This window comes from Micromonospora sp. NPDC049374 (genome assembly GCF_040677165.1).
In the GTDB taxonomy this organism is placed as follows: domain Bacteria; phylum Actinomycetota; class Actinomycetes; order Mycobacteriales; family Micromonosporaceae; genus Micromonospora.
The window spans coordinates 24316-47880 of the sequence record NZ_JBFAQH010000017.1; the positions used below are offsets into that span (position 1 = coordinate 24316).

17 protein-coding genes and 1 pseudogene are annotated in these 23565 nt (G+C 71.0%); 9 read left to right on the forward strand and 9 right to left on the reverse strand.

The genetic code is table 11. The annotated features are described in order from the left end of the window. Positions 1–11 precede the first annotated feature (11 nt). Positions 12–1259 (reverse strand): extracellular solute-binding protein, encoded by a 1248-nt coding sequence (locus tag AB0J93_RS24650; protein ID WP_363924699.1) that lies wholly within the window; start codon positions 1257–1259, stop codon positions 12–14. Positions 1260–1546: 287 nt separating this feature from the next. Between AB0J93_RS24650 and AB0J93_RS24655 the strand changes: the two genes are divergently transcribed. Next, complete coding sequence (locus AB0J93_RS24655; RefSeq protein WP_363924700.1) at positions 1547–3379, forward strand: RICIN domain-containing protein; 1833 nt, start codon at positions 1547–1549, stop codon at positions 3377–3379. 179 nt (positions 3380–3558) lie between these two features. Here the strand turns inward: AB0J93_RS24655 and AB0J93_RS24660 are convergent, their stop codons facing one another. Continuing rightward, entirely contained in the window at positions 3559–4725 is a 1167-nt protein-coding gene (locus AB0J93_RS24660) for a cellulose binding domain-containing protein (protein WP_363924701.1), read from the reverse strand. 420 nt (positions 4726–5145) lie between these two features. On the opposite strand from AB0J93_RS24660, the gene AB0J93_RS24665 reads away from it, so the two are divergent. Further along, the gene (locus AB0J93_RS24665) at positions 5146–6591 is read left to right on the forward strand and encodes a hypothetical protein (protein WP_363924702.1); all 1446 of its coding nucleotides are present in this window, start codon (positions 5146–5148) and stop codon (positions 6589–6591) included. Between the two features lie 112 nt (positions 6592–6703). Here the strand turns inward: AB0J93_RS24665 and AB0J93_RS24670 are convergent, their stop codons facing one another. Continuing rightward, positions 6704–8074, reverse strand: a complete 1371-nt coding sequence (locus tag AB0J93_RS24670) for an endo-1,4-beta-xylanase (RefSeq protein ID WP_363924703.1) — start codon at positions 8072–8074, stop codon at positions 6704–6706. A gap of 243 nt (positions 8075–8317) precedes the next feature. Beyond that, positions 8318–10012 (reverse strand): cellulose binding domain-containing protein, encoded by a 1695-nt coding sequence (locus tag AB0J93_RS24675; protein ID WP_363924704.1) that lies wholly within the window; start codon positions 10010–10012, stop codon positions 8318–8320. Between the two features lie 551 nt (positions 10013–10563). Here AB0J93_RS24675 and AB0J93_RS24680 point away from each other — a divergent pair. The 7 genes and pseudogenes from AB0J93_RS24680 to AB0J93_RS24710 all read left to right on the forward strand — a co-directional run bounded on the left by AB0J93_RS24680 (position 10564) and on the right by AB0J93_RS24710 (position 18872). Next, entirely contained in the window at positions 10564–11163 is a 600-nt protein-coding gene (locus AB0J93_RS24680; RefSeq protein ID WP_363924705.1) for a DUF4956 domain-containing protein, read from the forward strand. Then, entirely contained in the window at positions 11160–11990 is an 831-nt protein-coding gene (locus AB0J93_RS24685; protein ID WP_363924706.1) for a polyphosphate polymerase domain-containing protein, read from the forward strand. The genes AB0J93_RS24680 and AB0J93_RS24685 overlap by 4 nt, the downstream gene beginning before the upstream one ends. Before the next feature lie 62 nt (positions 11991–12052). Beyond that, positions 12053–12406: pseudogene (locus tag AB0J93_RS24690) on the forward strand (chitobiase/beta-hexosaminidase C-terminal domain-containing protein); the annotation flags it as partial. A gap of 117 nt (positions 12407–12523) precedes the next feature. Further along, on the forward strand, positions 12524–14104 hold the full coding sequence (locus tag AB0J93_RS24695; RefSeq protein WP_363924776.1) for a CotH kinase family protein: 1581 nt from the start codon (positions 12524–12526) through the stop codon (positions 14102–14104). Positions 14105–14378: 274 nt separating this feature from the next. Next, positions 14379–15359, forward strand: a complete 981-nt coding sequence (gene nudC, locus AB0J93_RS24700) for an NAD(+) diphosphatase (RefSeq protein WP_363924707.1) — start codon at positions 14379–14381, stop codon at positions 15357–15359. A gap of 88 nt (positions 15360–15447) precedes the next feature. After that, complete coding sequence (locus AB0J93_RS24705; RefSeq protein WP_363924708.1) at positions 15448–17124, forward strand: ABC transporter ATP-binding protein; 1677 nt, start codon at positions 15448–15450, stop codon at positions 17122–17124. Continuing rightward, positions 17121–18872 carry an ABC transporter ATP-binding protein gene (locus tag AB0J93_RS24710; protein ID WP_363924709.1) on the forward strand — a complete coding sequence of 584 codons (1752 nt, stop codon included), beginning with the start codon at positions 17121–17123 and terminating at the stop codon, positions 18870–18872. Before AB0J93_RS24705 ends, AB0J93_RS24710 begins: the two co-directional genes overlap by 4 nt. A 55-nt stretch (positions 18873–18927) precedes the next feature. Here the strand turns inward: AB0J93_RS24710 and AB0J93_RS24715 are convergent, their stop codons facing one another. The 5 genes from AB0J93_RS24715 to AB0J93_RS24735 are packed head-to-tail and all read right to left on the reverse strand — an operon-like array spanning position 18928 to position 23558. Further along, complete coding sequence (locus AB0J93_RS24715; protein WP_363924710.1) at positions 18928–19920, reverse strand: LLM class flavin-dependent oxidoreductase; 993 nt, start codon at positions 19918–19920, stop codon at positions 18928–18930. Then, positions 19917–20243 (reverse strand): TIGR04076 family protein, encoded by a 327-nt coding sequence (locus AB0J93_RS24720; RefSeq protein ID WP_357581702.1) that lies wholly within the window; start codon positions 20241–20243, stop codon positions 19917–19919. The genes AB0J93_RS24715 and AB0J93_RS24720 overlap by 4 nt, the downstream gene beginning before the upstream one ends. Further along, positions 20240–20614 carry a nuclear transport factor 2 family protein gene (locus AB0J93_RS24725; protein WP_363924711.1) on the reverse strand — a complete coding sequence of 125 codons (375 nt, stop codon included), beginning with the start codon at positions 20612–20614 and terminating at the stop codon, positions 20240–20242. The genes AB0J93_RS24720 and AB0J93_RS24725 overlap by 4 nt, the downstream gene beginning before the upstream one ends. Positions 20615–20619: 5 nt before the next feature. Then, complete coding sequence (locus AB0J93_RS24730; RefSeq protein WP_363924712.1) at positions 20620–22323, reverse strand: DUF885 domain-containing protein; 1704 nt, start codon at positions 22321–22323, stop codon at positions 20620–20622. Further along, positions 22320–23558 carry an amidohydrolase family protein gene (locus tag AB0J93_RS24735; protein ID WP_363924713.1) on the reverse strand — a complete coding sequence of 413 codons (1239 nt, stop codon included), beginning with the start codon at positions 23556–23558 and terminating at the stop codon, positions 22320–22322. The genes AB0J93_RS24730 and AB0J93_RS24735 overlap by 4 nt, the downstream gene beginning before the upstream one ends. Positions 23559–23565: the final 7 nt, after the last annotated feature.

Consider the following 23565-nt stretch of genomic DNA (forward strand, 5'->3'; position numbering starts at 1 on the left):
GCGTACCTTGCTCAGCTCGTTGCGCTCGCGGCGGCCCGCTGCGCGGCCGACAGCGCCTCCTGCGGCGGCTGCGCGCCGCTGAGTGCGGACTGCACCGCCGTCCACAACGACTCGGAGATCCTCGGATACCGGGTCCCGAGGTCGTCGCCGGTACGCCCCTTCGCCGCCTTCACCGCCTCGACCCAGACCTTCAGCTCGGCGTTGGCCGCCACCTGTTGCTCCTGCACCGCGGCGACCGGGGCGACGTAGGACAGGGTGGTGTCCGTGGTGAGCAGGTTGTCGCCGCTGGTCAGGCAGGTGACCAGCTGCTGCGAGGTGGCGTACCGCCCGGTGTCGCCCTGCACCGGGATGGAGATGAACTCGCCGCCGGTAGGTGCCGGTGCGGTGCCACCGGTTCGGGCCGGGATGGGAATGATGCCGTACTCGAAGTCCAGCTTCGCCGCGTTGGCCAGCTGCCAGGTGCCGTTCTCGCCGAACGCGTAGTCGCCGCTGGCGAACTCCTGCCAACTGGTGGTCTGCGTGTTGTTGATGACGGAGTTGGGCGCGTGGCCGGCGGCCAGCCAGTCGGTCCACAGGGTCAACGCCGCCACCGCCGGTGGCGCGTCGAGCGCGGTCAACTGGGCACCGGCGCCCCAGAACCAGGGCAGGAACTGGAAGCTGCCCTCCTCGGTGCCGATCGCGGAGAAGGTGATGCCCTTCTTGCCGGCGGCCTTGACCTTGACCAGCGCCGCGCCGAGTGAGGGCCAGTCCGTCACCGTGGCGACGTCCACGCCCGCCTCGGTCAGCAGGTCCCTGTTGTAGTAAAGGGCGAGGGTGTTCGCGCCGATGGGTACGCCGTACGTCTTGCCGCCGCTCTGCCCGGCGCCGAGCAGGTTGGGCTCCATCGTCGACACGTCGAGGTTCGTCTCGTCGGTCGTGGTCAGGGCACCGGCCTCGGCCAGGGTGGAGATCACCGGGTTGTCGATGATCAGCACATCCGCGGAGTTGCCCTGCTGCGCGGCGAGCAACGCCTTGTTGGTCAGGTCGGTGGTGTCGTAGCCGGTCCGTTCGACGGTCACGCCGGCCGACGTGCCGCAGTCCTTGAGCAGTCGGACCCAGTCGGAATCGTCGGTGAACTGCGGGTACGGATCCCAGATGGTGTATGTCCCGCCGGCCTCGTTCGACGGGGATCCAGTGGAGCAGGCAACGGCTGTGGCGGCGATGGCGACTGCCACCAGGGCGGCACCGACGGCACGCCCGCGCGGGATGGATCGGGTCATCTGACGCCTCGCTTCGATCTCTGTGGCGGAAGGTGCGCAACATCAACCCACTGTCGAACCGATTCGCCGAATCGGTTCGGCCGACCATAGGCCCGGCCGAGCGACCCGGTCAAGAGCGTGTGAGACGAGGTCCAGCCACGGGGAGAAACTTCCGCTTCACGCTGACGTCACGGCGTTGACATTTACCACCGTAAACTCCTACGCTCCGCAGCGAATCGATTCGCTCCAGCCCTCCAGCCCTCCAGCCCTCCGCCCCTCGGACGTGCTCCCGTCGCAAAGGAGTCCCAGTGCCACTCCCCCGCACGAGCAGACCAGGACCTCTCCGCCGCCTCACCGCCCGACTCGCGGTCGGTATCCTCGCGGCTACCGCCGTCGTCGCGGTATCCACGCCGGCCCAGGCGGCAGACGAGGCGATAAGCGTGAACTTCTCGGGCACCGGCGGCGCACCGACGTACCGCGCGGCCGGCTGGATCTACGGCATGACCGAGAACGCCTCCGGCCCGGCCGACCACTTCTATCGGGACGTGAAGTTCCGGTACATGCGTGCCGGTGGCGCACAGCTACCCGGCAGCGGCTGGGTCGGCGGGAACTACGAGCGCCGGTGGAATTCCACCCTCGCCCAGGCTCGCCGGACCAACGCTCTCGGCGGCGAGTTCATCCTCCTGCCGCACGACCTGTGGGGCGCGGACGGCGCCGCGATCTCCCGTTTCCCCGGCGACAACGGCAACTGGACCGACTACGACAACTTCCTCAACCGGGTCATCAGCGACGTACGCGCGGCCGGGCTGACGGTGCAGTGGGACATCTGGAACGAGCCCAACATCACGTTGTTCTGGAACCGCCCGATCTCCCAGTACTTCGAGCTGTGGCGCCGCACCTACCAACGCATCCGGGCCGAGTTCCCCAACCAGCTCATCGTCGGACCGAGCTGCGCCTGCGTACCCTCGACCAACCACGCCTTCTGGAACCAGTACCTGGACTTCGTCCGGTCGACCAGCACGGTGCCGGACATCGTGAGCTGGCACGCCCTCCCCGGCGATCCGGTGGCCAACGTCGCCGCCGCCAACGCGACCCTCGACCCCCGCGGCATCCCGCACCCCCGCCCGTATCAGATCAACGAGTACGCCGCCCCCGACGAGCAGAACCCCGCCGACGGCGCCTGGTACATCGCCCGCCTGGAGCGGGCCCGCGCCGACGGCCTCCGGGCGAACTGGGCCGGCGGCGGCAACCTGCACAACGACCTCGGCAACCTGCTGGTGCGCAACTCCGCCGGGCAGCACCAGCCAAAGGGCGAGTGGTGGGTCTACCGCTTCTACGGCTCGCAGACCGGGCAGATCGTTCCGGTCTCGGCCAGCCCGTCGTACGACGCCTTCGCCACGAAGACGACCGGTTCGGCGAAGGTGCTGCTCGGCGGAGGTCGAACCACCGGCAACCTGACCGTCAACCTGCAACGGCTCGACGCCACCAGCGGCATCGTGCAGAACAACCAGGTCCGGGTGCTCACACAACGGACCCCCAACAACGGCGGCGGCCCGGTGCAGGGCCCGATCACCGTCTCGAACAGCGTGGTGAGCGTGAGCGGCAACAACGCCACCGTGACGGTGCCCTACGTCAACCAGACCGACACGTACACCCTGACCCTGCTGCCGCCCTCCGACGGCGGCTTCCAGTCGGTGGCTGTGGCGCAGCACTCCCAGCAGTGTCTCGACAACACCGACCGCAACACCGCCGACGGCAACGTGCAGCAGCAGTTCCACTGTGCGGGCGGCGACCAGCAGCTGTGGAACTTCCAGCCGGTCTCCGGGGTGGCGAACACCTACACCGTGGTCAACCAGCAGACCGGCAAATGCCTGGATGTCAGCGGGGTGTCCACCGCCGACGGCGCGGCGGTGCACCAGTGGGGCTGCCACGGTGGTCTCAACCAGCAGTTCACCCTGCGCAAGGTGACCTACTCGGGCAACGACTCACACGACTATCAGTTGGTGGCTCGGCACAGCAACAAGTGCGTCGACGTCAGCACCATCTCCACCGCGCCCCGCGCCGTCGTTCACCAGTGGACCTGCAACCCGGTGGGCCAGGGCAGCCCACTCAACCAGACCTGGCGGCTGTGGGGCCGGTGACCGCCGATCCCGGCCGATGAGGAGCCCGCCGGCCGAGGCGGCCCCGTCCCCACCGGGACGGGGCCGCCATGGCGTTGCGGCCGGACGAGGTCAGATGCTTGGTTCCTCGAGGCAGCCAAGTCTTAAAGAGTGGTAACGGTAATGGTCGATGACGTCCTTCGATCGAACGTGCTGCCGGCTCAGCCGACGGTGACCTGGTACAACGTCGTGTTGACCTCGCCGCTGCCGGTGAAGATCTCCGGTCCCGCCTGAACGCTTGTCAGGTACTTCGAGCGGCTCATCCAGCCCCGGGACACCACGTCGTCGGTGAAGTCGCGGATGTTGAGCGTCGCGCTTGTGGTGTTGCTGGTCCGCACGTAGGAGTAGACGTTCCAGGTGCCCACGTAGCCGCGCCAGACCTCCCAGGTGGTACCCGCGATGGTGACGGTGCCCTGGCGGCTGCCGGCCGGCGACGCGTTGGAACGGTAGAGCCAGATCATCAGCTCGTCGGTGGGCTGGTCCGCCGAACCCGGATTGGCCATCGGGTGGAACCACATGTCGTACGCGACGTTCATGTTCGAGGCACCATTGGAGGTGACGTTGAAGCGCCAATTGGTGTTGACGTCACGGTTCGCGGAGAGCTGCACCGGCAACCCGGTGTTCGGCCGCCGCCAGCCCCAGTGCCAACCCAGGATCGCCGCCGCGTACGACTTGACGCTGCTGGCGTCGCCGCTCCAGGTGTAGCTGGTCCCCCAGTAGATGGGGTCACCCGGGCCTCCGTTGGACCAGATGCACTGGCTGCCGGTGGCGCCGGTGGCGCCCCACTGGTTGTTGGGGATCCAGTACTTGCCGATGTCGATCAGATCGTCGCTGTCACACAGCCGGCCGGTGGGGGGATAGTCGGGCACCGGCGGTGGAGTGGTGCGGGTCGGCGTCGGGGTCGGACCGGGGTTGCTGGAGCCGGTGCAGGTCACCCCGTTGAGCGCGAACGCGGTCGGCACCGGGTTGCTGCCGCTCCACGAGCCGTTGAAGCCGAAGTTCACGGTGCCGTTGACGCCGATCGTCCCGTTGTACGACACGTTCGCCGCGGTCACCTGCGCGAGGTCCTGGGTCACGGTGGCGTTCCACGCCTGCGTCACCCGCTGTCCCGAGGCGTAGGCCCAGGTCAGCCGCCACGACGACACCGGGTCGCCGAGGTTGGTGATGGTCACGTCGGCGTTGAAGCCGCCCTGCCACTGCGCGGAAACCGTGTACCGGACAGCACAACCGACGGCCGCGGCGTGCGCGACCGCGACCCCGACGGCGGCGGTGACGACCGTGCTGGCCACCGCGGCGGCGAGCAGGGCGAGGCGGGTACGTTTCACCATTGGTCCTCCTTCAGTCCTGGCCGCCACATGAGCGGCCGGGACTGTTCGCGGTCACGACAGCGACGGATCGACGTGCGGTTCGTGATCGCGTACGGAGGCGGCAGCCGGCAGCGGCGTGTGCGTGGCCCGGGTCGCGGCGGCGGCGCCGATCCTGGCCATCGCGGCCCATCTCGCCCGGCGACCCTGCCCGAGAAGTCGCCCGGCGGACACGACGCCGGCTCGGTCGCCATGCCCATCATCGATGGCTGACGCTGCGACGGTACGACGGCAGCCGGACGGCAGTCAACGAACCGCTCCGCTCCGCAGGGCCGGACGGGGTCCATTGTCGACATGTGGTCAGCCCGTCGGGCCGCCGCGTCAGTACGCTGATGCCATCCGGGCTTCGGTGGTGGCTCTGTCGAAAGGTCCAGCATGGCTGGCTTGTCCGTCACACGAATCACGGTTGCCCTCGTCGTGGCGGTCGCCGCCGGGCTGACCGCCGCGCCGGCACCGGCGTCCGCCGACGAGCCGCTCGCCGAGGTGGCCGTCGCCCTCACCGGCACGGATTCTGCCGCCTGCGGCGCCCCAGCCGTCCCCTGCCGCACCATCAACCATGCCGTGGGCCGGGTCGCCTCCGGTGGCACGGTCCGGATCGGGCCCGGCTGGTACGACGAGAACGTCATCATCCCGGACGGCCTCGCGGTCAGCCTGATCGGTGCCGGGATGGACGTCACCGTCCTCAACGGACACAAGCGGGCCACGGTGATCGACTCCTGGGACGGCGGCGCGCTCGAGGTGGCCGACCTGAGCATCGTCAACGGCGTCGGCGAGGGTGCCCTCGACGGCGGTGGGATCACCAGTGCGGCACCGCTGACCGTGCGGCAGGTTCGGCTGTGGCACAACGCGGCCGAGTTCGGCGGCGGGATCGCGGCCCACGCCACGACCAGGGTCAGCGGAAGCATCATCAGCGGCAACACCGCTCGTTCCGGCGGTGGCGGAATCTTCTCGCGGTTGCACGGGCTGACCCTGGAGAAGTCCACGGTCAGCGGCAACCGCGCCGCCGTCGCGGGTGGCGGCGTCTACGCGGTCTTCGCGTCGACGCGGATCACGGACTCCACGATCACCGGTAACACGGCCGGTACCAGCGCGAGCGGAATCCTCGTCGCGCACGGGGATCTGCGGCTGCGGCACGCCACGGTCGCCGGCAACCAGGGGCCGGCCGCTCTGCTGACCTCCGGGGATCCGAACCGGTCCCACGACATCACCGCGTCGCTGTTCACCGGCAACGCCGGCGGAGACTGCGCATTCACCCATTCGCCCGTCATCGACCCGGCCGATCACAACGTCAGCGCCGACGGCAGTTGTGGCCGGCAGGTGGCAGCGGCCGACATCGACCTGCACCCCGAGGCGGAGGCGGACACCGGCACGACCCCGACCCACGCTCTCGGCGTGGCGAGCACGATCCGCGGCAGCATCCCGGCTGGCGACCCGCTCTGCGACGGCACCGACCAGCACGGCCAGAACCGCCGCCCTTCGCTGGCCGGCGGCTGTGATCCGGGCGCGTACCAGTCGCCGCCGGTGCCGTTCAACGCGATCCCGCCGCAACTGAGCGGACTCGACAGCCCGATCGACCCATACGGATCAGTGGGGAGCGCGACGCCGGGGGTCTGGCCGTTCCAACGAAACCTGGTGTACGCCTTCCAGTGGCAACGCTGCCACCACTCCCAACCGGTCTGCGTGTCGATTCCGGACGCCACCAGCAGGACGTACCGGGTCGCCGAGACCGACGCCGGAAGTCGGTTGCGGGTACGGGTCATCGCGACCAGCGCCACCGGGATCAGCCAGCCGGCCTACTCGGCGATCACCGAATCGATCGGCTACGGCTGACCCTCTCCCGCCGACCCGGGCGGGCACCGCGACGGCGGCGACGACGCCCGCCGTGACGAACGAACACCGGCCGTGCGGGACAAGCCCGCACGGCCGGTGTGCCTCGGCTAGGTCAGCCTGCGGTGCAGGACGTGATCTGCGGGCGGGCGCTGGAGTTGCCGTTCATCATCGTGGTGAAGCCGAACGTGTTGCCGCTGCCGTTGGAGCGCATCGTCATCACGTTGCCACTGCTGTCCCAGGTGGGGCTGCCGCTCCAGGTGGCGGAGATCTTCTGCGGCGCGGTGATGGCGACGACCACCGACCAGGTGCTGGCCCCGCTGACCGTCACAGAGGTGTTGTAGCGGTCGCCCCAGACCTGGCCGGGCGTCACCGTCGCGGTGCATCCACCACCGGGCGGCGGCGTGGTCGGGTTGCCGGTGGGCGGCGGGGTCGTGGGGTTGCCGGTGGGCGGAGTGCCGTTGTTCAGCGCGGTGAGCACGGCGTCGTACGCCGGCTTCTTCTGGCCACTGCCGTTGAACAGCAGCGGGTTCTCGCTGGAGCGCCACGAGTCGGAGTCGCGGATGCCCCAGACGGTGATGCCCTTGCAGCGGGCGACGGCGAGGCAGTCGTTCACCACGTTCCGGTACGCGTCGGACGGGGCGTTGCGGATGTCCAGCTCGGTGATGTGCACGTCGACGCCGAGGGCGGCGAAGCTGGACAGCGTGGTGCGGTAGTTGCTCGGGTAGTTCGAGCCGCCGGTGAAGTGCGACTGCAGACCGACGCAGTCGATCGGCACGCCACGGCTCTTGAAGTCCTGGACCATCCGGTAGACGGCCTGGGTCTTGGCGTCGTTCCAGTTGTCGATGTTGTAGTCGTTGTAGCACAGGTCGGCGTTCGGGTCGGCCTGCCGTGCGGCGCGGAAGGCCGCCTCGATCCAGTCGTTGCCGGTGCGCTGGAGGTTCGAGTCACGGCGAGCGCCGCTCGACCCGTCCTGGAACGCCTCGTTGACCACGTCCCACCACTCGATCTGGCCCCGGAAGTGGGTGGCGACCTGGGTCACGTGGTTGAGCATGGCGTTGCGCAGCGTGGTGCCCGACATGTTCTGCATCCAGCCGGGCTGCTGGGAGTGCCACGCCAGGGTGTGTCCCCGAACCAGCATGCCCTGGCTGCGGGCGTGCTGGACGAGCCGGTCGGCGTTGCCGTAGTTGAACTGCCCCTGGTTCGGCTGGAGCGCGTCGATCTTCATTTCGTTCTCGGCGGTGACCTGGTTGAACTCGCGGTTCAGGATGGTCGTGTAGGCCGAGTCGTTGAGCCGGCTCACCGCCACGGCGGTGCCGAAGTAACGACCGCGCTCAGCCGCGGAGGCGCCAAGGGTGCTCGCGGCGCTGGCGCTGCCGGGCAGGACCAGGGCGCCCGCGGTGGCGAGCAGGCCGACGGCGGCTGAGACGACGAGCGCGGCGCGCAGTCGCCTCGACCGTCCGGGTGCTCGGGAAGAGTTGGCCATGACGCTCCTTCCGGGTCCGGTGGCCCGATTTGGGCAGCATGAATCCGGACGTGTAGGTGCGGAAAGGGTGGACCGTGCGTACCCCGGCCAAAGGAACCGCATCGGCCTTACTGGGCGGAAGTATTGCAGCGAGATTTCACAGACGTCAATGATTTCCGGAAGTTCTACCGGAAGTTTCGGAGTGTCCACTGGGCGTGGCGGCGCACGCCGCCACGCCCAGACCTCCGCTCGCGGCGTCGGAAACTACCGGGCGGCGCAGGTGGGTGTCATCCCGCTGCCGGTGCCGGTGCCCTGGAAACCGAACTCGGTCGACTGCCCGGCGGCAACGGACCCGTTGTAGCTGACATTACTGAAGGTGACTGCTCCGCTGGAGCCGCTGCGCTGGGCGTTCCAGGAGTTGGTGACGCTGGCGCCGGAGGGCAGCGTCATGGTGACCGCCCAGCCGTTGAGCGCGGCGGAGCCGGCGGTGACCCGTACGGTGGCGACGAAGCCGCCGGTCCACTGATTGACCGACACCGACGCCGAACAGGCGCCGCTCGCCGGTGGCGTGGTGGGTGGTGTCGTCGGAGGCGTGGTCGGCGGCGTGGTCGGCGGCGTGGTCGGCGGCGTGGTGGGAGGCGTGGTCGGCGGGGTCGTCGGAGGCGTGGTCGGCGGGGTGGTCGGGCCGTCGGCGAGGGTCGGCGTCTGCCAGTCCCGCCACTCGGACAGGTTGCCGGCCTTGCGGCTGGAGATCCGGAAGACGCCCGCCGAGTTGCCGATGTTGAGCAGGAACTTCTGGATGCTCTGCTGCAACGGGGCACGCCACTCCGACCGGGAGGCGCAGTGCGTGCCGTCCTGGACGTCGGACCAGTAGCTGATGTTGTCGCCCGCACCGAGTGCCCGGTAGACCTCCGCTCCGGCCAACGCGGCGACGCTGGAGGACCGGGCGGCCAGCCAGTCGATGTGCGGGTTGTCCATGATGAGCAGTCCACGCGGAGCCACCATGGCCACCGTCTGATGGGTGTCGATCGGCAGGTTCGCGGGGTTGCCGGTGTACGAGCCGAAGGCGTCGCCCAGCCACGGCTGCTCGCCGTACGCGCTGCTCAGCGGTTGGGCGCCGGACTCGCCGGGGATACCGCGGAAGATCGGTGAACCGGCACTGCCCGACTCGATGGGCATGGTCAGGGCGATGCGCTGGTCGAACGCGCCCGTCACGAAGGCTCCCTTGCCGTAGCGGGAGCACCCCGTCACGCCGGTCGCGTCCGCACGCAGGATGTTGCCGCCCGACTGCTCGATGACGTCGATGATCCGGCTGACGCCCCAGGCCCAGGCGACCAGCAGTCCGCTGCTGCTGGATGAGCCGTAGATGCTGTAGAAGGCGCCCTGTTTGTTGTTGCGGGGAGTGCCCTCCCGCCCCACCGCGAGCGGGTCATAGCTGATCACGGCGGCACCGGCGGACCGGATGGTGGCGGTGTCCGCGCCGAAACCGCCCAGCACCACGACGGCCGGAAACGGTCCGCTGCCGCCGCTGGGCAGTTGCACGCTCGCGGAGAAACTGGCGGTACGGCCGTTGTGTGCCACGTTCACCGTGATGCTGGTGTTCGAGACCGTACCGCTGACGGTCTGCGGTTTCGCCGGCTTGTCGCCGTAGACGTACCGCTGCGCGAGCTGCTTGGTCTCCGCACGCTGACAGCGCCAGTCCGACTTGGCCGAGATCCGGCTCCCGTCGAGCCTTCGGAAGGGGTCGGGCAGCCTGGGGGTGGCCGACGGCGTTCCCGGATTCGGCGTCGGACAGTCGACGCCGTCGTCCTCCACCGAGGAGACGACCGCGAGCCCGGCGGCGGCCCGGGCAACGCCCATCTCCACCACCGCCAGTGTCGTTGCGGCGAGGGCGAGCGCCGTCACCGCCAGTACGACGACCACCGAACGGGTCCGAGGGCGGCCGAGCTTCGCAGTCACTCCAGACCCCTTCCGGGCAGACGCCGAGTAGAGCGAGATTGATCGAGAGCTATCGATTTCCAGTCGAAGGTAAGTTTCGAGCCGGGAAACGAAACGTGTCAATACAGTTTCGGTGATTATCGGCGCCCGCCGCCCGTCGACCCGCCCGTCACGACCCGCGACCACCCTCGGGGCGGCCGGAGCGGCCTCGGCCCGCCGGCAGTCCCCAACCACGCCGCTCCGGCTGGCCGCGTTCCCGGCGAGCGGCAGCCGCTTGGGGTTGTTTACCCTGGGTTTACCATCGGTCCACGCTCGGTCCACCCGTGCGTGACTGCGCCCTGACCAGCGAATCGGGCCGAGTTGGAGAGTCGGGGCAGCGCCTGGCACGCGCCAAAAGTCCAGGTTGGCACTACATTGCCATTGACCTACTTCGATGCTTTCTACTACTATTCTCGGAATAGTTCCCGCAAGTTTACCGAGACTTTCGGTTGCGTTCGGTCCGCCTGGCCGCAGCTCGTGCCGACGAGATGGGACGGGGCCGGCGCGACAGCGACCCAGGAGGAAGACACCAGATGTCGCAGCTCATCCTGTTCGCGATCGACATCGGCGCGGTGGTGCTGCTCGTCTTCGGGCTCTACTTCCCGAGGCACCGCCGCCGCGATCTCGTCGTCGCCTACCTCGGCGTCAACGTCGGTGTCCTCGCGGTGGCCAGCGCGCTCAGCGCCAGCAACGTCGGCGCGGGGCTGGGGCTCGGGCTGGCGCTGTTCGGCGTACTGTCGATCATCCGCCTGCGGTCGACGGAGCTCGACCAGCACGAGGTCGCCTACTACTTCTCAGCGCTGGCCCTGGGCATCCTCGGCGCGTTGAGCACCACCTCGGTCTGGCTCAGCGGCGGGCTGATGGGCCTCATCCTCGTGGTGATGTTCCTGGGCGACCATCCCCGGCTGCTCCGCCACTACCGGCACCAGATCATGGTGCTCGACTCGGCCGTGACCGACCACGTGACCCTCATCGCCCAGTTGGAGCAACTGCTCGGCGCCCGCGTGCACGTCGCCACCGTGCAGCGACTCGACCTGGTGAACGAGACCACCGTGGTCGACGTCCGGTACTCGGTCAAGGGCCGCGCCGCCCGGGCCGCCGCCACCCCGGCACAGGCGGGAGTCCACCGATGAACAACCAACCCATCACCGCGTCCCTGGCGGCCATGGACACCATCGGGCTGGCCGAGCTCATCGACCGGGCCGCGTTGCAGACCAGGGTGGACCGCAAGTACGTCGTCCCCCTCGACCAGTTGCCGCACCTGCTGGACCAGCTCACCCCGCACGCACGAGTGCTGGAGATCGACAGCGCCCGGAGCTTCCGCTACGAGTCGGTCTACTTCGACACCCCGAGGCTGGCCAGTTATCACTGCGCGGCCTACCGGCGGCGACGCCGCTTCAAGGTGCGCACCCGCACCTACCTCGACTCGGCCCAGTGCTGGCTCGAGGTGAAGATCAGCGGAGCGCGCGACAGCATCACCAAACACCGGTTGCCATACGATCCGCGCGATCGTACGACCGTCCGCCCCGGCCGGGACTTCGTCGACGAAGCGCTGGCGCGGGAGGCGATCTGCCCACCCGCCGGCAGTGCCCTCGACCCGGTGCTGGTCACCAGCTACCGGCGGGCGACGCTGCTGCTGCCGGCGACCGCCAGCCGGGTAACCATCGACACCGGGCTCGCCTGGCAGGCCGGCGACACCTCACTGCACCTGCCGGAACTGGCCGTGGTCGAGACCAAGACCAGCGCCGCCGCATCGCCGGCCGATCGGCTGCTCTGGCAGCGGGGGCTGCGGCCCGCCCGCATCTCCAAGTACGCCACAGGTCTGGCGGCGCTGCGTCCGGACCTGCCGGACTCGCCCTGGCGCCGGACCCTGCGCCGTCATTTCCGCACCACCCCGTCGGTGGGCACGGCACCGACCGCCACCACCCACCGTCCCGTTCAGGAGGCATCGTGCGTCTGACCGACCCCAGCGGCGGCACCTCGGCGGCACCCCTGCGCATCGCGGGGATCGCGGCCGTCGCCGTGCTGGTCACCGGGTTCCTCGTCCCGTCGCCGGCACCGGCCGGTGCCGAGCCCCTCGCCGGCACGTCCAGTTCCACCGTCCCGGTCGACCGGGCCGCCGCAGACGCCGTCGCGGCTGCGGCGGCCGCCGAGGACCTAGTCGGCGACATCGGCTTCTCCGTACCCAGTGGCACCTTCACCGGTGCGGTCTCGGTGTCGCTGAGCACCACCGTGAGCGGTGCCCAGATCCGCTACACCACCGACGGGCGCCTGCCGAACGCGCAGTCGCCGCTCTACTCCGGATCGGCGCTGCGATTCACGCGTACGACGCAACTGCGGGCCCAGGCGTTCGTCGGGCAGACCGCTTCGGGCGCACCCGGCACCGCCATGTACGTCGCGCAGAACACCAGCACGGCGCACGACCTGCCGGTCGTACTGATCGACTCCTACGGTGCCGGCCGGCCCGAGCGGGAGTACTTCGACGCCACTACGATGATCTTCGAACCGGGCGGCGGCAGCACCTCCCTGGCCGCCGCACCCACCGTGGCCACCCGAGCCGGGTTCCGGCTGCGCGGGCAGTCGTCGGCGATGTTCGAGAAGACGCCGTTCCGGCTCGAATTCTGGGACAACGAGGACGACGACGCCGACTACCCGGTGCTCGGCATGCCGGCCGACTCCGACTGGGTACTGCGCGGGCCGTTCAGCGACAAGGCCCTCATCCGTGAGGCGTTCGTCTACGACCTCGGACGGCAGATGGGCCTGCCGGCGCCCCGGTACGCCTTCGCGGAGTTCTACCTGAACACCGACGCCGCCCCGGTCGGTGCCGACGACTACATGGGCGTCTACATGCTCGTCGAGACGATCAAGAACTCCAAGAACCGTCTCGACCTCAAACAGCTCCGTGAGGACGACCGGACCCTGCCGAAGATCACCGGCGGCTACATCTGGAAGTTCGAGTGGATGGCCGCCGAGGAGCCGACCCTGCCCTGTACCGGACCGGCAGCGAGCTGCTGGAACTACCTTGAGGTCGCCGATCCGTCGCCGCTGCAACCCGAGCAACGCGACTGGCTGCGCAACCACATCCAGGAGTTCCACAACGTGCTACGGGCACCGAACTTCGCCGATCCGGTAAGCGGCTACCGGGCGTACATCGACGTCGGCTCCTTCATCGACCAGCTCATCGTCAACGAACTGAGCCGGGAGATGGACTCGTACATCCGCAGCGCGTACTTCTACAAGGACCGCGACACCAAGATCTTCGCCGGGCCGCTCTGGGACTACGACCTGAGCTTCGGGGTGGGCGGCTACTTCCAGAACGACCAGACCTCCGGCTGGCAGTATCAGCAGGTCCGCCAACCGGTGGCCAACGACTGGTACACGCAGTTGATGCGCGATCCGGCGTTCGTCAACGAGGTGCGGCTGCGCTGGCAGACGCTACGCCGCGGCCCGCTCTCCGATGCGTCGTTGCAGTCCCGCATCGACAGCCTCAGCGCCCCGCTGACCGCCGCCGCGCAGCGCAACTTCCAGCGCTGGCCGAACCTGAGCAACCGAAACGTCGGGCCTTTCATCACGCCGACCGCGCCGACCTGGCAGGGGCAGGTCCAGTTCATGCGGGACTGGATGTTGCGCCGCGCGGCCTGGTTGGACTCGACGGCCGGCTGGGGCGGTTCCACCACCCCGCCGCCCACCACTCCGCCGCCCACCACTCCACCGCCCACCACCCCGCCGCCCACCACCACCGCGCCGCCGCCGACCACCCCGCCGCCCGGCGGAGGCGGCTGCACCGCGACCTACACGGTGACCAACCAGTGGTCCGGCGGCTTCCAGGGCGAGGTGCGGGTCACCGCGGGCGGTTCGGCGATCCGTGGCTGGACCGTGACCTGGACGTACCCGGCCGGGCAGACGGTCACCCAGGCATGGAACGCGACCGTCACCAGCCAGGGATCGGCGGTGACCGCCCGCAACGTCAGCTACAACGGCAACCTCGCCGCGGGCGCCAGCACCACGTTCGGTTTCCTCGGCTCCACCACCGGCACGCCCAGCACACCCACACCCACCTGCACGGCGAGCTGATCGAAGCGGTCGTCCGGCACCGGTCCGTCTGACGGACCGGTGCCGGACCGGAGGTCGGGCGGTGACCTCCTCGGCCGTGAGCCCCACCGCCTGCGCCCGACGCGCCCAGTCGACCAGCTCGGCGCGCAGCTCGGCCCGGTTGACAGGGCCTCGCGATGCAGCGACGCGGTGATGAACGTGCCGACGCCCGGCCGCCCCTCGGCCAGTCCTTCGATCTCCAACTCCCGGTACGCCTTGAGCACCGTGTTGGGTTGATCGCTTTCCTCCCGAGCCGGTGACCGCACCACCGGAGGCGTGCGGCACGATCAGCGGCATGGTCTTCCACGGGCTCGCGTACACCGCGACACCGCACGACCGGGCCGCGAGCCTGCGCGCCGACCCGGCCCGGGTCGCCGACCTGCTCGACCGCGACGACAGCCAGGTGCTGCCGATGTGGCGCGACCGGCCACTGCTCACCGCCGACGGCAGGCCGGTGCGGCTCACCGGTTCGCCCGCCCGCACCCTGATGGCGGTGGCCGGTCAGACCGCCCTGCTCGGCCTCGACGGCACCACGGCGAGCTTCGCCGCCGACCTCAGCGGGGTCGAGGAGACCGAGGCGCTGCGCCTGGGTGCCGCCCACACCAGCGCCGACCTGCGCGGACTGGCCGCCACCCTGCCCGGCCCCCTCGCCGCGACCCTGGCGTACGCGCGCGGCCTGCTCTACTGGAACCGGCACGCCAGATACTGCGGCACCTGCGGCGCGACCACGGCCAGCGCCGACGCCGGTCACCTGCGGGTCTGCCAGGGCCCCGACTGCGGCAGGCAGTTGTTTCCCCGGATCGAACCCGCCGTCATCGTGCTTGTGGAAGGCCCTGGTCCGCAGCCACGCTGCCTGCTCGCCCGCCATCACGGTGCCGGCCCGAACAACTTCTCGCTGCTCGCCGGCTTCGTCGAGATCGGCGAGAGCCTGGAGGGCACCGTCCGCCGCGAGGTCGGCGAGGAGGCCGGCGTGACGGTCGGTGCGGTCACCTACCAGGGTTCCCAGGGATGGCCGTTCCCCGCCGGCCTCATGGTCGGCTTCGTCGCCCGGGCCGTGGACGAGACGATCGCCGTGGACGGACGCGAACTGCTGGAGGCCCGGTGGTTCACCCGAGCCGAGATCGTCGAACGCGTCCGCAACGGTCCGGGCTCGGGACCGGCCGACTCCATCGGCGGTCGGCTGCTGCGCTCCTGGGCCGAGCTCGACCGGCCGCCGCTTCAGCAAGCCGAGGTCTGAGACCTGGGCAGCACGGTGCACCCGCGAATGGCGTACCGCGAGGACAGCAGGTTAGCCTGCCCTAACTCTTCGAACGTGAGGCGGGGGCATGACACAGACCACGGGGCGACTGATCCGCCGGATGTTCTGGCGGCAGCGTCGCGACGCTGCCCTGTGCGCCGCGTTCTGGTCACTGCACCAGCTGTGTGAGGCTCTCGTCCCGGTGGCCATCGGCCTGGTCATCGACCAGGCCGTCGGAACCGGGTCGACCTCGGCGATGGCCTGGTCCGTGCTGGGCATCTTCGCGCTGTTCACCGCCCTCACCATGGGCTGGCGGTCGGGCTTCTGGTTCCTGTCCCGGGCGGTAACCGAGGAGTCCCACGAGTTGCGGATGCGGGTGGTCCGGCGCGTGGTCGGTGGTCAGGGGGTCCGGACCAACCGCCAGAGCGGGGAGCTGCTCTCGATCGCGACGTCCGACACCCAGTCCGCCGCCGAGCTGCTCGAACTGGGCACCCGGGGAGTGAGCGCGCTCGTCGGGCTGACGGTGTCGACGGTCGTGCTGCTGCGGATCGACTGGTCGCTCGGGCTCGGACTGGTGGTGGGCGTGCCGATCCTGGTGCTCGGGCTCAACGCGCTGGGGCCGGTCGTGGGCCGCCGCACGGCCGCGCAGCAGCAGGCGGTCGGCCGGGCCGCCGCCACGGCGTCGGACCTGCTGCGTGGGCTCCGGCCACTGCGTGGGTTCGGTGGGGTCGACGAGGCCGTCGGCCGTTACCGCACGGCCAGCCGTACGTCGCTGCGCGCCGGCATCGGCACAGTCAAGGCCGGTGCCACGTTCATCGGTGCGTCCACCTTCACCACCGGCCTGCTGATCACCGCAGTGGCCGCGCTGGCGGGCTGGTTCGCCCTGGAGGGGCGGATCACGGTCGGGCAGCTCATCACGATCGTCGGGCTGGCCACCTTCCTCACCGATCCGGTGCTCAACCTCGCCGACTGCGTCTTCCGGCTGGCGACGGCACGGGCCAGCGCGGCCCGCGTGGCCGAGGTGCTCGCCGCCCCGGAGCGGGTGCCGTCCGGGACACTCACGGCCCAGCCGGGAACGCTGGCCCTCGACGCGGTGCACGCCCCGGGCCTGGACGGTGTCCACCTCGCCGTGGCCCCCGGTGAGCTGCTCGGCATCGTCACCGCAGAGACCGGCACCGCCGACAGCGTCACCGAGCTGCTCGCGGGGGCGCGGTCGCCGGACCGGGGCGACGTGCGGCTGGCCGGCATGGCGATGCCGGAGCTGGACCTCGACTCGTTGCGCCGAACCGTGCTTGTCGAACCGCACGGCGTCGACCTGTTCGGCAGCACCCTGCGCGAGGTGCTCCAGAGCGGCGACGACCGGCACGACGCCGCGCTACGCACCGCCATGGCCTCGGCCGCCGTCGGTGACCTGCTCACCGACGACGCCGGGTTCGACCGGGAACTCGTCGACCACGGCCTGAACCTCTCCGGCGGCCAGCGGCAGCGGCTCGCCCTGACCCGCGCGCTGCTGGCCGACCGGCCGGTCACCGTCTTCCGTGACCCGACCACGGCGATCGACGCGGTCACCGAGCACGCCATCGCCGACGGCATCCGCGCCTACCGGACCGGCGACGGCCGGGCGACCGTACTGGTCACCACCAGCGCACCGCTGCTCGACCGGTGCGACCGGGTCGTGTTCCTCCGCGCCGGCCGGGTGGCGGCCGTCGGGCGGCACCGCGACCTGCTCGCCGACTCGTCGTACGCGGAGGTGGTGGTGCGATGACCCCCGACCCCACGATCCTGCCGGTCGCGACCGGCCGGGTGACGTTCACCGCCTTCTGGCGTGCCCTCCGACGCTATCCGGTGCTCGCCTGGACGTCGGTGGCCGCGGCCACGGCGGCGAGCGTCGCGGCCGTCGTCGTGCCGATCCTGCTCGGCCGGCTGGTCGACCTGGTGGTGGCCGGTGGCACCGTCGGCGCACTGCTGCTGACCTCGGCGTTGATCCTCGGTGCGGGCCTGGCCGCCGCCGTCCTCACCGGCACCGCCAACTGGCTGGTCACCGAGTGGGGCATGCGTGCCTGCGCCGATCTCCGCGAGGAGGTGCTCGACCGGGCCCTGCGGATGGACGCGACCCGGCTGGAGAGCGCCGGGTCCGGCGACGTGGCGTCCCGGGTCACCGAGGACGTGGAGCGGGTGACCGACTCGGTACGGCTCGCGGCCGGAATCTTCACCGCACTGGTCACCGTCGTCATCACCTTCGCCGGTTTCGCGGCCCTCGACTGGCGCATCGCCGCCGCGTTCCTGGTCGTCTTCCCGGTGTACGTGGTGAGCCTGCGCCGTTTCGTGCCGCAGGCGAAACGGCTGTACACCGCCGAGCGGGAAGCCGCGGCGGTGCGTACGCAGAGCCTGCTGAACACCTTCACCGGTGCCCGTACGGTGCACGCGTACGGCATGCAGGACCGTCAGAGCCGACGGGTCGAGCAGGCCTCCCGGGACGCCGTCGGGGCGCGCCTGCGAGCGGTGCGCGGTTTCCTCTGGTTCGCGAACACGATGAACTACGCGGAGGCGCTCGGACTGACCGCCGTGCTGCTCACCGGCTTCCTGCTGGTTCGCGCGGGCGACAGCACGGTCGGCGACGTCACCGCCGCGGCGCTGCTGTTCCATCGACTCTTCGGTCCGCTCGGCCTGTTGTTGATGTCGTTCAACGACATCCAGTCGGCCGGCGCGGCGCTCGCGCGGCTCGTCGGTATCTCCGGGCTCGACGTACCCGCGACGCAGCCGGCCGGACCGGTCTCCGGGTGGCTGCCGACCAGCATCACCGCCAAGTCGGTGTGGCACCGCTACCCCGGCGGCCCCGCCGTCGTGCAGGACGTCTCGATCGAGATCGTCGAGGGCGAGTCGTTGGCGATCGTCGGCGAGAGCGGAGCCGGTAAGACGACCCTCGCGGCCATCCTCGGTGGCGTCTTCCCCGCCGCCGAGGGCGAGGTGTGGCTGGGCGACCGGCCGATCGGCGAGCTGCATCCGGCCGAGCTGCGCCGCACCGTCGGCGTGGTCACCCAGGAGGTCCACGTCTTCGCCGGCACCCTCGCCGACGACCTGCGACTGGCCGCTCCGGGCGCCTCGGACGAGGACCTGCACGCCGCATTGCGGCTGGTCGAAGCCGACGGTTGGGTCGCCGCCCTGCCCGAAGGGCTGTCGACCCGGGTCGGCGACGGCGAACACCCGCTCACGGCCGGTCAGGCGCAGCAGGTGGCGCTGGCCCGGATCGCCCTGCTCGACCCACCGATCGTCGTGCTCGACGAGGCCAGCGCCGAGGCCGGCAGCGCGGGGGCCCGGCAGCTGGAACGGGCCAGCGCCGCCCTGATCCGGGGCCGCACGGCCGTCGTGGTCGCCCACCGGCTCAGCCAGGCGCACACCTGCGACCGGATCGCCGTGATGGCGCACGGCCGGATCGTCGAGCTCGGCACGCCGGACGAACTGGTGGCGGCCGGCCGCCGGTACGCCGAACTCTGGTCGGCCTGGCGGCGTTGACCCGGCGGCGGCAGGCCGACCAGGCGGGCGTGACCCGGGCTGCCCGGGCCGGCCGTCAGGTGCGCAGCAGCGGCAGCACCCGTCGACCGATCAGGTCGATCCCGCGTTGCGGGGTCAGCCCGTGCGGAGTACCGAACTCCACCCGGCTGGCCCCGGCGTCGAAGACCGCGGCGGCCTGCGCGGCGACCTGCTCGGGCGTACCGGAGAACGCGAACAGGTCGAGCAGGTCGTCACCGATCAGCGCGCCGGCCAGGTCGTCCTCGCGGCGGGTGACATGTTGCTGGATGCGGGCCAGCAGCTCCGGGTCGACCTCGACGGTGGGATCGAGGGCGGCGACCACTGCGAGGTACATGGCGACCTCGGTACGGGCCATCCGCCGGGCCAGCGCGCCGTCGGTGTCGACGACGGTGACCGCGCCGAGCACCACCCCGGTGTCCCGGCCCGAGGCCGCCTCGTCCAGCCACGCCCGCATGGTCTTGGCCATCGCCGGGTTCGCCGACCCGCCGACCTTCACCTCGTCGGCGAACCCGGCGGCGGACCGGGCGGTCTGCTGGCCCCAGGTGCCCACCAGCACCGGCACGTCCGACCGGGCCGGGGTGTACCGCAGCGCGGTACCCGGGGCCACGGTGAACTCGCGGCCGACGAAACCGCCGTCGTCACCGGCGAGCAGCCGCCGGACGATCTGCACCGTCTCGGCGATGCGCCGCAGCGGCCGGGACTGCGCCACCCCGACCTGCTGCAACCAGGTGCCCCGGGCCAGGCCGAGGTACGCGCGGCCGTGCGAGGCCAGGTCGAGGGCGGCCACCTGACCGGCCACCTCCACCGGGTGCAGGGTGAACGGGTTGAGACAGGCCGCGCCGAGCCGGATCCGGCGGGTGTGCCGGGCGGCCACCAGCAACGGGAACAGCGGCGGCTGGTACATCAGGTCGCCGAAGACCGACAGCACGTCGAAGCCGTGCCGTTCGGCCATCTCCGCCAGCACGGCGTACTCGTCGGCGGACTTGTCCGACTGTAGGCCGATGCCGACCAGGCGATCGGGAGAACTCACGTCAGCTCCTCGGTGGGGATCTGCCGCCGGGCAGTGCGCTCGATCCGCATGATGAGCCGCTCCTCCGGGTCGGGGCAGGCGACGTGGCTGTCCCGGGCCATCCAGTCCCCGTCGTCCAGGGCCCGCTGCTTGGCCGGCAGCAGCGGCAGGCACGCAGCCAGCGCGTACAGGCAGAAGTGCTGGCCCTCGGGGATGCGCAACCGGCACGACTCGGTCAGGTCGACGTGGTCGCCCGGCTTCATGCCGCACACCGAGCGTCCCTCGATGCGCTCCACCACGACCCGCAGGTCGTAGACGTCGGTGGTGGGCTGGTCGTCGCTCATCGCACGGCCTCCGCGTGGTGGTGGACGATCCGCCAGCCCGCGTCGTCGCGCCGCAGCACGTCGGTTACCCGGAAGCAGACGTCCGGTCGGTCGTCGGCGTGCCGGGCCCGGAGCACGTACCGGACCAGACCGGTGTCGTCCCACGACTCGGCGTGCAACGCTTCCGGAGCGACCGTGACCGGTGCCGGTCCGGTGGCCACGGCGGCCCGGCGGTCACGCAGCGCGTCCAGCGCGGCCAGCCCGGTGATCAGCCGATCGGCGTCGGATTCCCAGATGGTCAGGTCGGGGTGCAGGTGGGCGTCGAAGGCGGACCGATCCCCCAGTGATCGGTACATCTCGGTGATCGTGTTGGTGAGTTCGTCGATACTCATCGGGGTCACTTCCGGTCGAGGGAGGCGGCAGCGGGTCGGAACGTCTCGGCGAGGCGCTCACGCAGCGGATCCAGACCCATCGGCCCGAGCGCCAGCGCGGTGTGGTGGAACCGTTTCCGGTCGAAGGCGGGGCCGGCGCGGCGCTCGGCGTCCTGGCGGGTCTGCTGCCACAGCCGCGCGCCGACCTTGAAGGCGAGCGCCTGGGCGGGCCAGCCGAGATAGCGGTCGACCTCGAACCGGGCCGTCGCGGCGTCCAGCCCGGCGACCCGGGTGAGCAGGTCCACGGCCACCGGGTGGCTCCAGCGGGGCGCGTCGGTGAACCCGTTGCCGGCCGGAATCGGCAGGTCGAGGTGCAGGCCGAGATCGATGACCACGCGGGCGGCCCGCCACATCTGCCCGTCCAGCATGCCGAGCCGTTCCGCCGGGCCGGCGTAGAGGCCGAGTTCGTCGGCGAGCCGTTCGGCGTAGTGCGCCCAGCCCTCGGCGTACCCGTGCACGTGGCACAGCGTGCGCTGCCACGGATGCAGGTCGGCGGTGGTGAGCGTGATGGCGTGCTGGAGGTGGTGGCCGGGCAACCCTTCATGGCAGAGCGTGCCGACATGCCGCCACACCGGCACCGTCGACTCGCCCGGCGGTACCGACCACCAGATGCCACCGGGGCGGGTCAGGTTCGCGTCGGGTGGCGTGTAGTACATGACCCCGGAGGCGGCGGGGCTGATCCGGCAGACCACCTGCCGGGTGGCGGGTGGGATGTCGAAGTGCGTCCCGTCGAGCAGCTCGGTCACCAGCGCCGTCCGCCTGGCCAGCCACTCCTCCAGGGCAGGGCCGACCGGCACCCGCCCGTCCGGGTCGGCATCCAGCGCCGTCCGGGCGGCGGCCACGTCCGGGTGACCGCAGTCGGCCGCCGCCGCCCGCAGTTCGGCGGCGGTGCGGGCCAGCTCCGCCCAGCCGTACGCGTACAACTCGTCCAGGTCGACGGTGGCACCGAGGAAGGCGCGGGCGGTGACCTGGTAAAGGTCGCGCCCCACGCCGTCCACCTCGGTAGCGGCGGGAGCCAGTTCGGTGCGCAGGAACGTGGCGAATCCCGCCGTGGCGGCGGTGGCCAGCCGGGCCCCCTCGGCGAGGCGCTCGGCGAGCGGCCCGGCCGGGTGACCGGCGACGAGACCGCCGAAGAAGTCGGCGGTGACCCAGGCGGTGCACTGCGCGGCGACGGTAAGCACCTGCCGGCGGGCGACCAGTTGGCCGCGCTGGGCGGAGCGACGCAGCGTGGCGGTGTACTGGTCGAGGGTGGTGGGCAGCCGGTGCAGGTGGTCGGCGACCACGGCCCAGTCGTCGGCGGTGGTCCGGGGCAGGTTGTCGAAGACCTGCCGGGCCAGGTGCACCGGGGTGGCCAGCGGAGCGAGCAGCCGGGTGGTGAAGCCGGCGTCGTGCAGCGCCACCTCGCTGGCCAGCCGGTCGGCCAGGGCACCGGCGAGGGCACGCTCGGTCGGGCCGGTCACCGTGGCGGTGGCCACCGCGGTGGCGGTCGCGCGGGTCAGCTCGGCCCGGGCGTCGAAAGCGTCCGGCGACAGGTCCGCCAGCCGCCGTTCGGGCGTACGCCCGGCCGTCTCGGCGGCCTCCGGATCGAGCGCGGCGAGGGCGTGCAGGTACCCGTCGGCCACGGTGGAGATGCTCGGCCCGGTCGTGTCGGCCGTCCCGGCGCCGGTCATCGGGGCGTCCGCAGCCGCTGGTGGTCGTCGCGGTACACCACGCCACCCTTCATGACCGCGTGCAGGGTGCGCAGCGCGGAGACGGAACGGGTCGGGTCGTCGCGCAGCACCAGCAGGTCGGCGTGCTTGCCGGCCTCGACGCTGCCGAGCATGTCGGCCTGGCGGAGCCATTCGGCGGGCCGGATGGTGGCGGCCTTCAGCGCGTCGGCCACCGGCATCCCGGCGTCCACCATGAACTCCAGCTCACGCACGGTCGCGGTGGTCTCGTCGTAGCCCGCGTGCGGCGGCATGTCGCTGCCCAGTGCGATCGGTACCCCGTTGCGGATGGCGTGCTGGAGGCTCTCCCAGTGTCGGGGGCCGGCGGCCAGGGCCCGGTCCATCAGCCAGCCGGGCACCCCGGAGTCACGGAAGAACTGTTCACAGCGGCTCACCACGATGGTGGGCACGTACCAGACGCCCCGGTCGGCCATCAGGCGGGTGACCTCGTCGGTCAGTTCGTAGCCGTGTTCGACGCAGTCGAGGCCGAGTTCGACCGCCCGCCGTACGGTGTCGGCCGGGCCGGCGTGCGCGGTGACCTTGCGCCCCCAGTCGTGGGCGACCCGGATGACGGCGGCCATCTCGTCGTCGAGCAGCTGCGGGGTGTCGATCGCCTCGAACTGACCGGCGATCCCGCCGGAGATACAGACTTTGATCAGGTCGGCGCCGGCCCGGATCTGGGCCCGGGTGAGCCGGCGGAAGCCGTCGGCACCGTCGGCCTCCAGGGCGTCGGCCTCCCAGCCGTGGCCGCCGGTGCAGCACAGCGCGTGTCCGGCGGTGAAGATCCGGGGACCGTCCACCGCGCCGGCCTCGATGCCCCGGCGCAGCGCGAAGTCGGCGTAGCGTCCCTCGCCGACCAGCCGGGCGGTGGTGACCCCGGCGTGCAGGGTGCGTCGGGCCGAGTCGGCCATCAGCAGCACCAGTTCGGCCAGGTTGGACCGGTGCACCGTGTCGGCGAGGTGACCGGGCAGCCCGAGGGAGAGGTGCACGTGCATGTTGGTCAGGCCGGGCATCACCACGTCGCCGCCGAGGTCGACCACCCGGGCGTCGCCGGCCTCGGCGAGCACGTCGTCGACGGCGCCCACAGCCTTGATCAATCCGTCGGCGCCGACCCGGACGCCCTGGTCGGGCTGGAGGTGGTCGGCGACGCCGTCGTAGAGCGCGAGGTTGACCAGGACCTGTTCGGTGGCGGTGTGCATGACGACG

Excerpts from the sequence above, each read along its gene's own strand:
- AB0J93_RS24680 (WP_363924705.1), top strand. The coding sequence starts at position 10,564 with ATGTCGCAGCTCATCCTGTTCGCGATCGACATCGGCGCGGTGGTGCTG.
- AB0J93_RS24725 (WP_363924711.1), bottom strand. The coding sequence starts at position 20,614 with ATGAGTATCGACGAACTCACCAACACGATCACCGAGATGTACCGATCA.
- AB0J93_RS24650 (WP_363924699.1), bottom strand. The coding sequence starts at position 1,259 with ATGACCCGATCCATCCCGCGCGGGCGTGCCGTCGGTGCCGCCCTGGTG.
- AB0J93_RS24720 (WP_357581702.1), bottom strand. The coding sequence starts at position 20,243 with ATGAGCGACGACCAGCCCACCACCGACGTCTACGACCTGCGGGTCGTG.
- AB0J93_RS24710 (WP_363924709.1), top strand. The coding sequence starts at position 17,121 with ATGACCCCCGACCCCACGATCCTGCCGGTCGCGACCGGCCGGGTGACG.
- AB0J93_RS24705 (WP_363924708.1), top strand. The coding sequence starts at position 15,448 with ATGACACAGACCACGGGGCGACTGATCCGCCGGATGTTCTGGCGGCAG.
- AB0J93_RS24660 (WP_363924701.1), bottom strand. The coding sequence starts at position 4,725 with ATGGTGAAACGTACCCGCCTCGCCCTGCTCGCCGCCGCGGTGGCCAGC.
- AB0J93_RS24685 (WP_363924706.1), top strand. The coding sequence starts at position 11,160 with ATGAACAACCAACCCATCACCGCGTCCCTGGCGGCCATGGACACCATC.
- AB0J93_RS24730 (WP_363924712.1), bottom strand. The coding sequence starts at position 22,323 with ATGACCGGCGCCGGGACGGCCGACACGACCGGGCCGAGCATCTCCACC.
- AB0J93_RS24670 (WP_363924703.1), bottom strand. The coding sequence starts at position 8,074 with ATGGCCAACTCTTCCCGAGCACCCGGACGGTCGAGGCGACTGCGCGCC.
- AB0J93_RS24695 (WP_363924776.1), top strand. The coding sequence starts at position 12,524 with ATGATCTTCGAACCGGGCGGCGGCAGCACCTCCCTGGCCGCCGCACCC.
- AB0J93_RS24735 (WP_363924713.1), bottom strand. The coding sequence starts at position 23,558 with ATGCACACCGCCACCGAACAGGTCCTGGTCAACCTCGCGCTCTACGAC.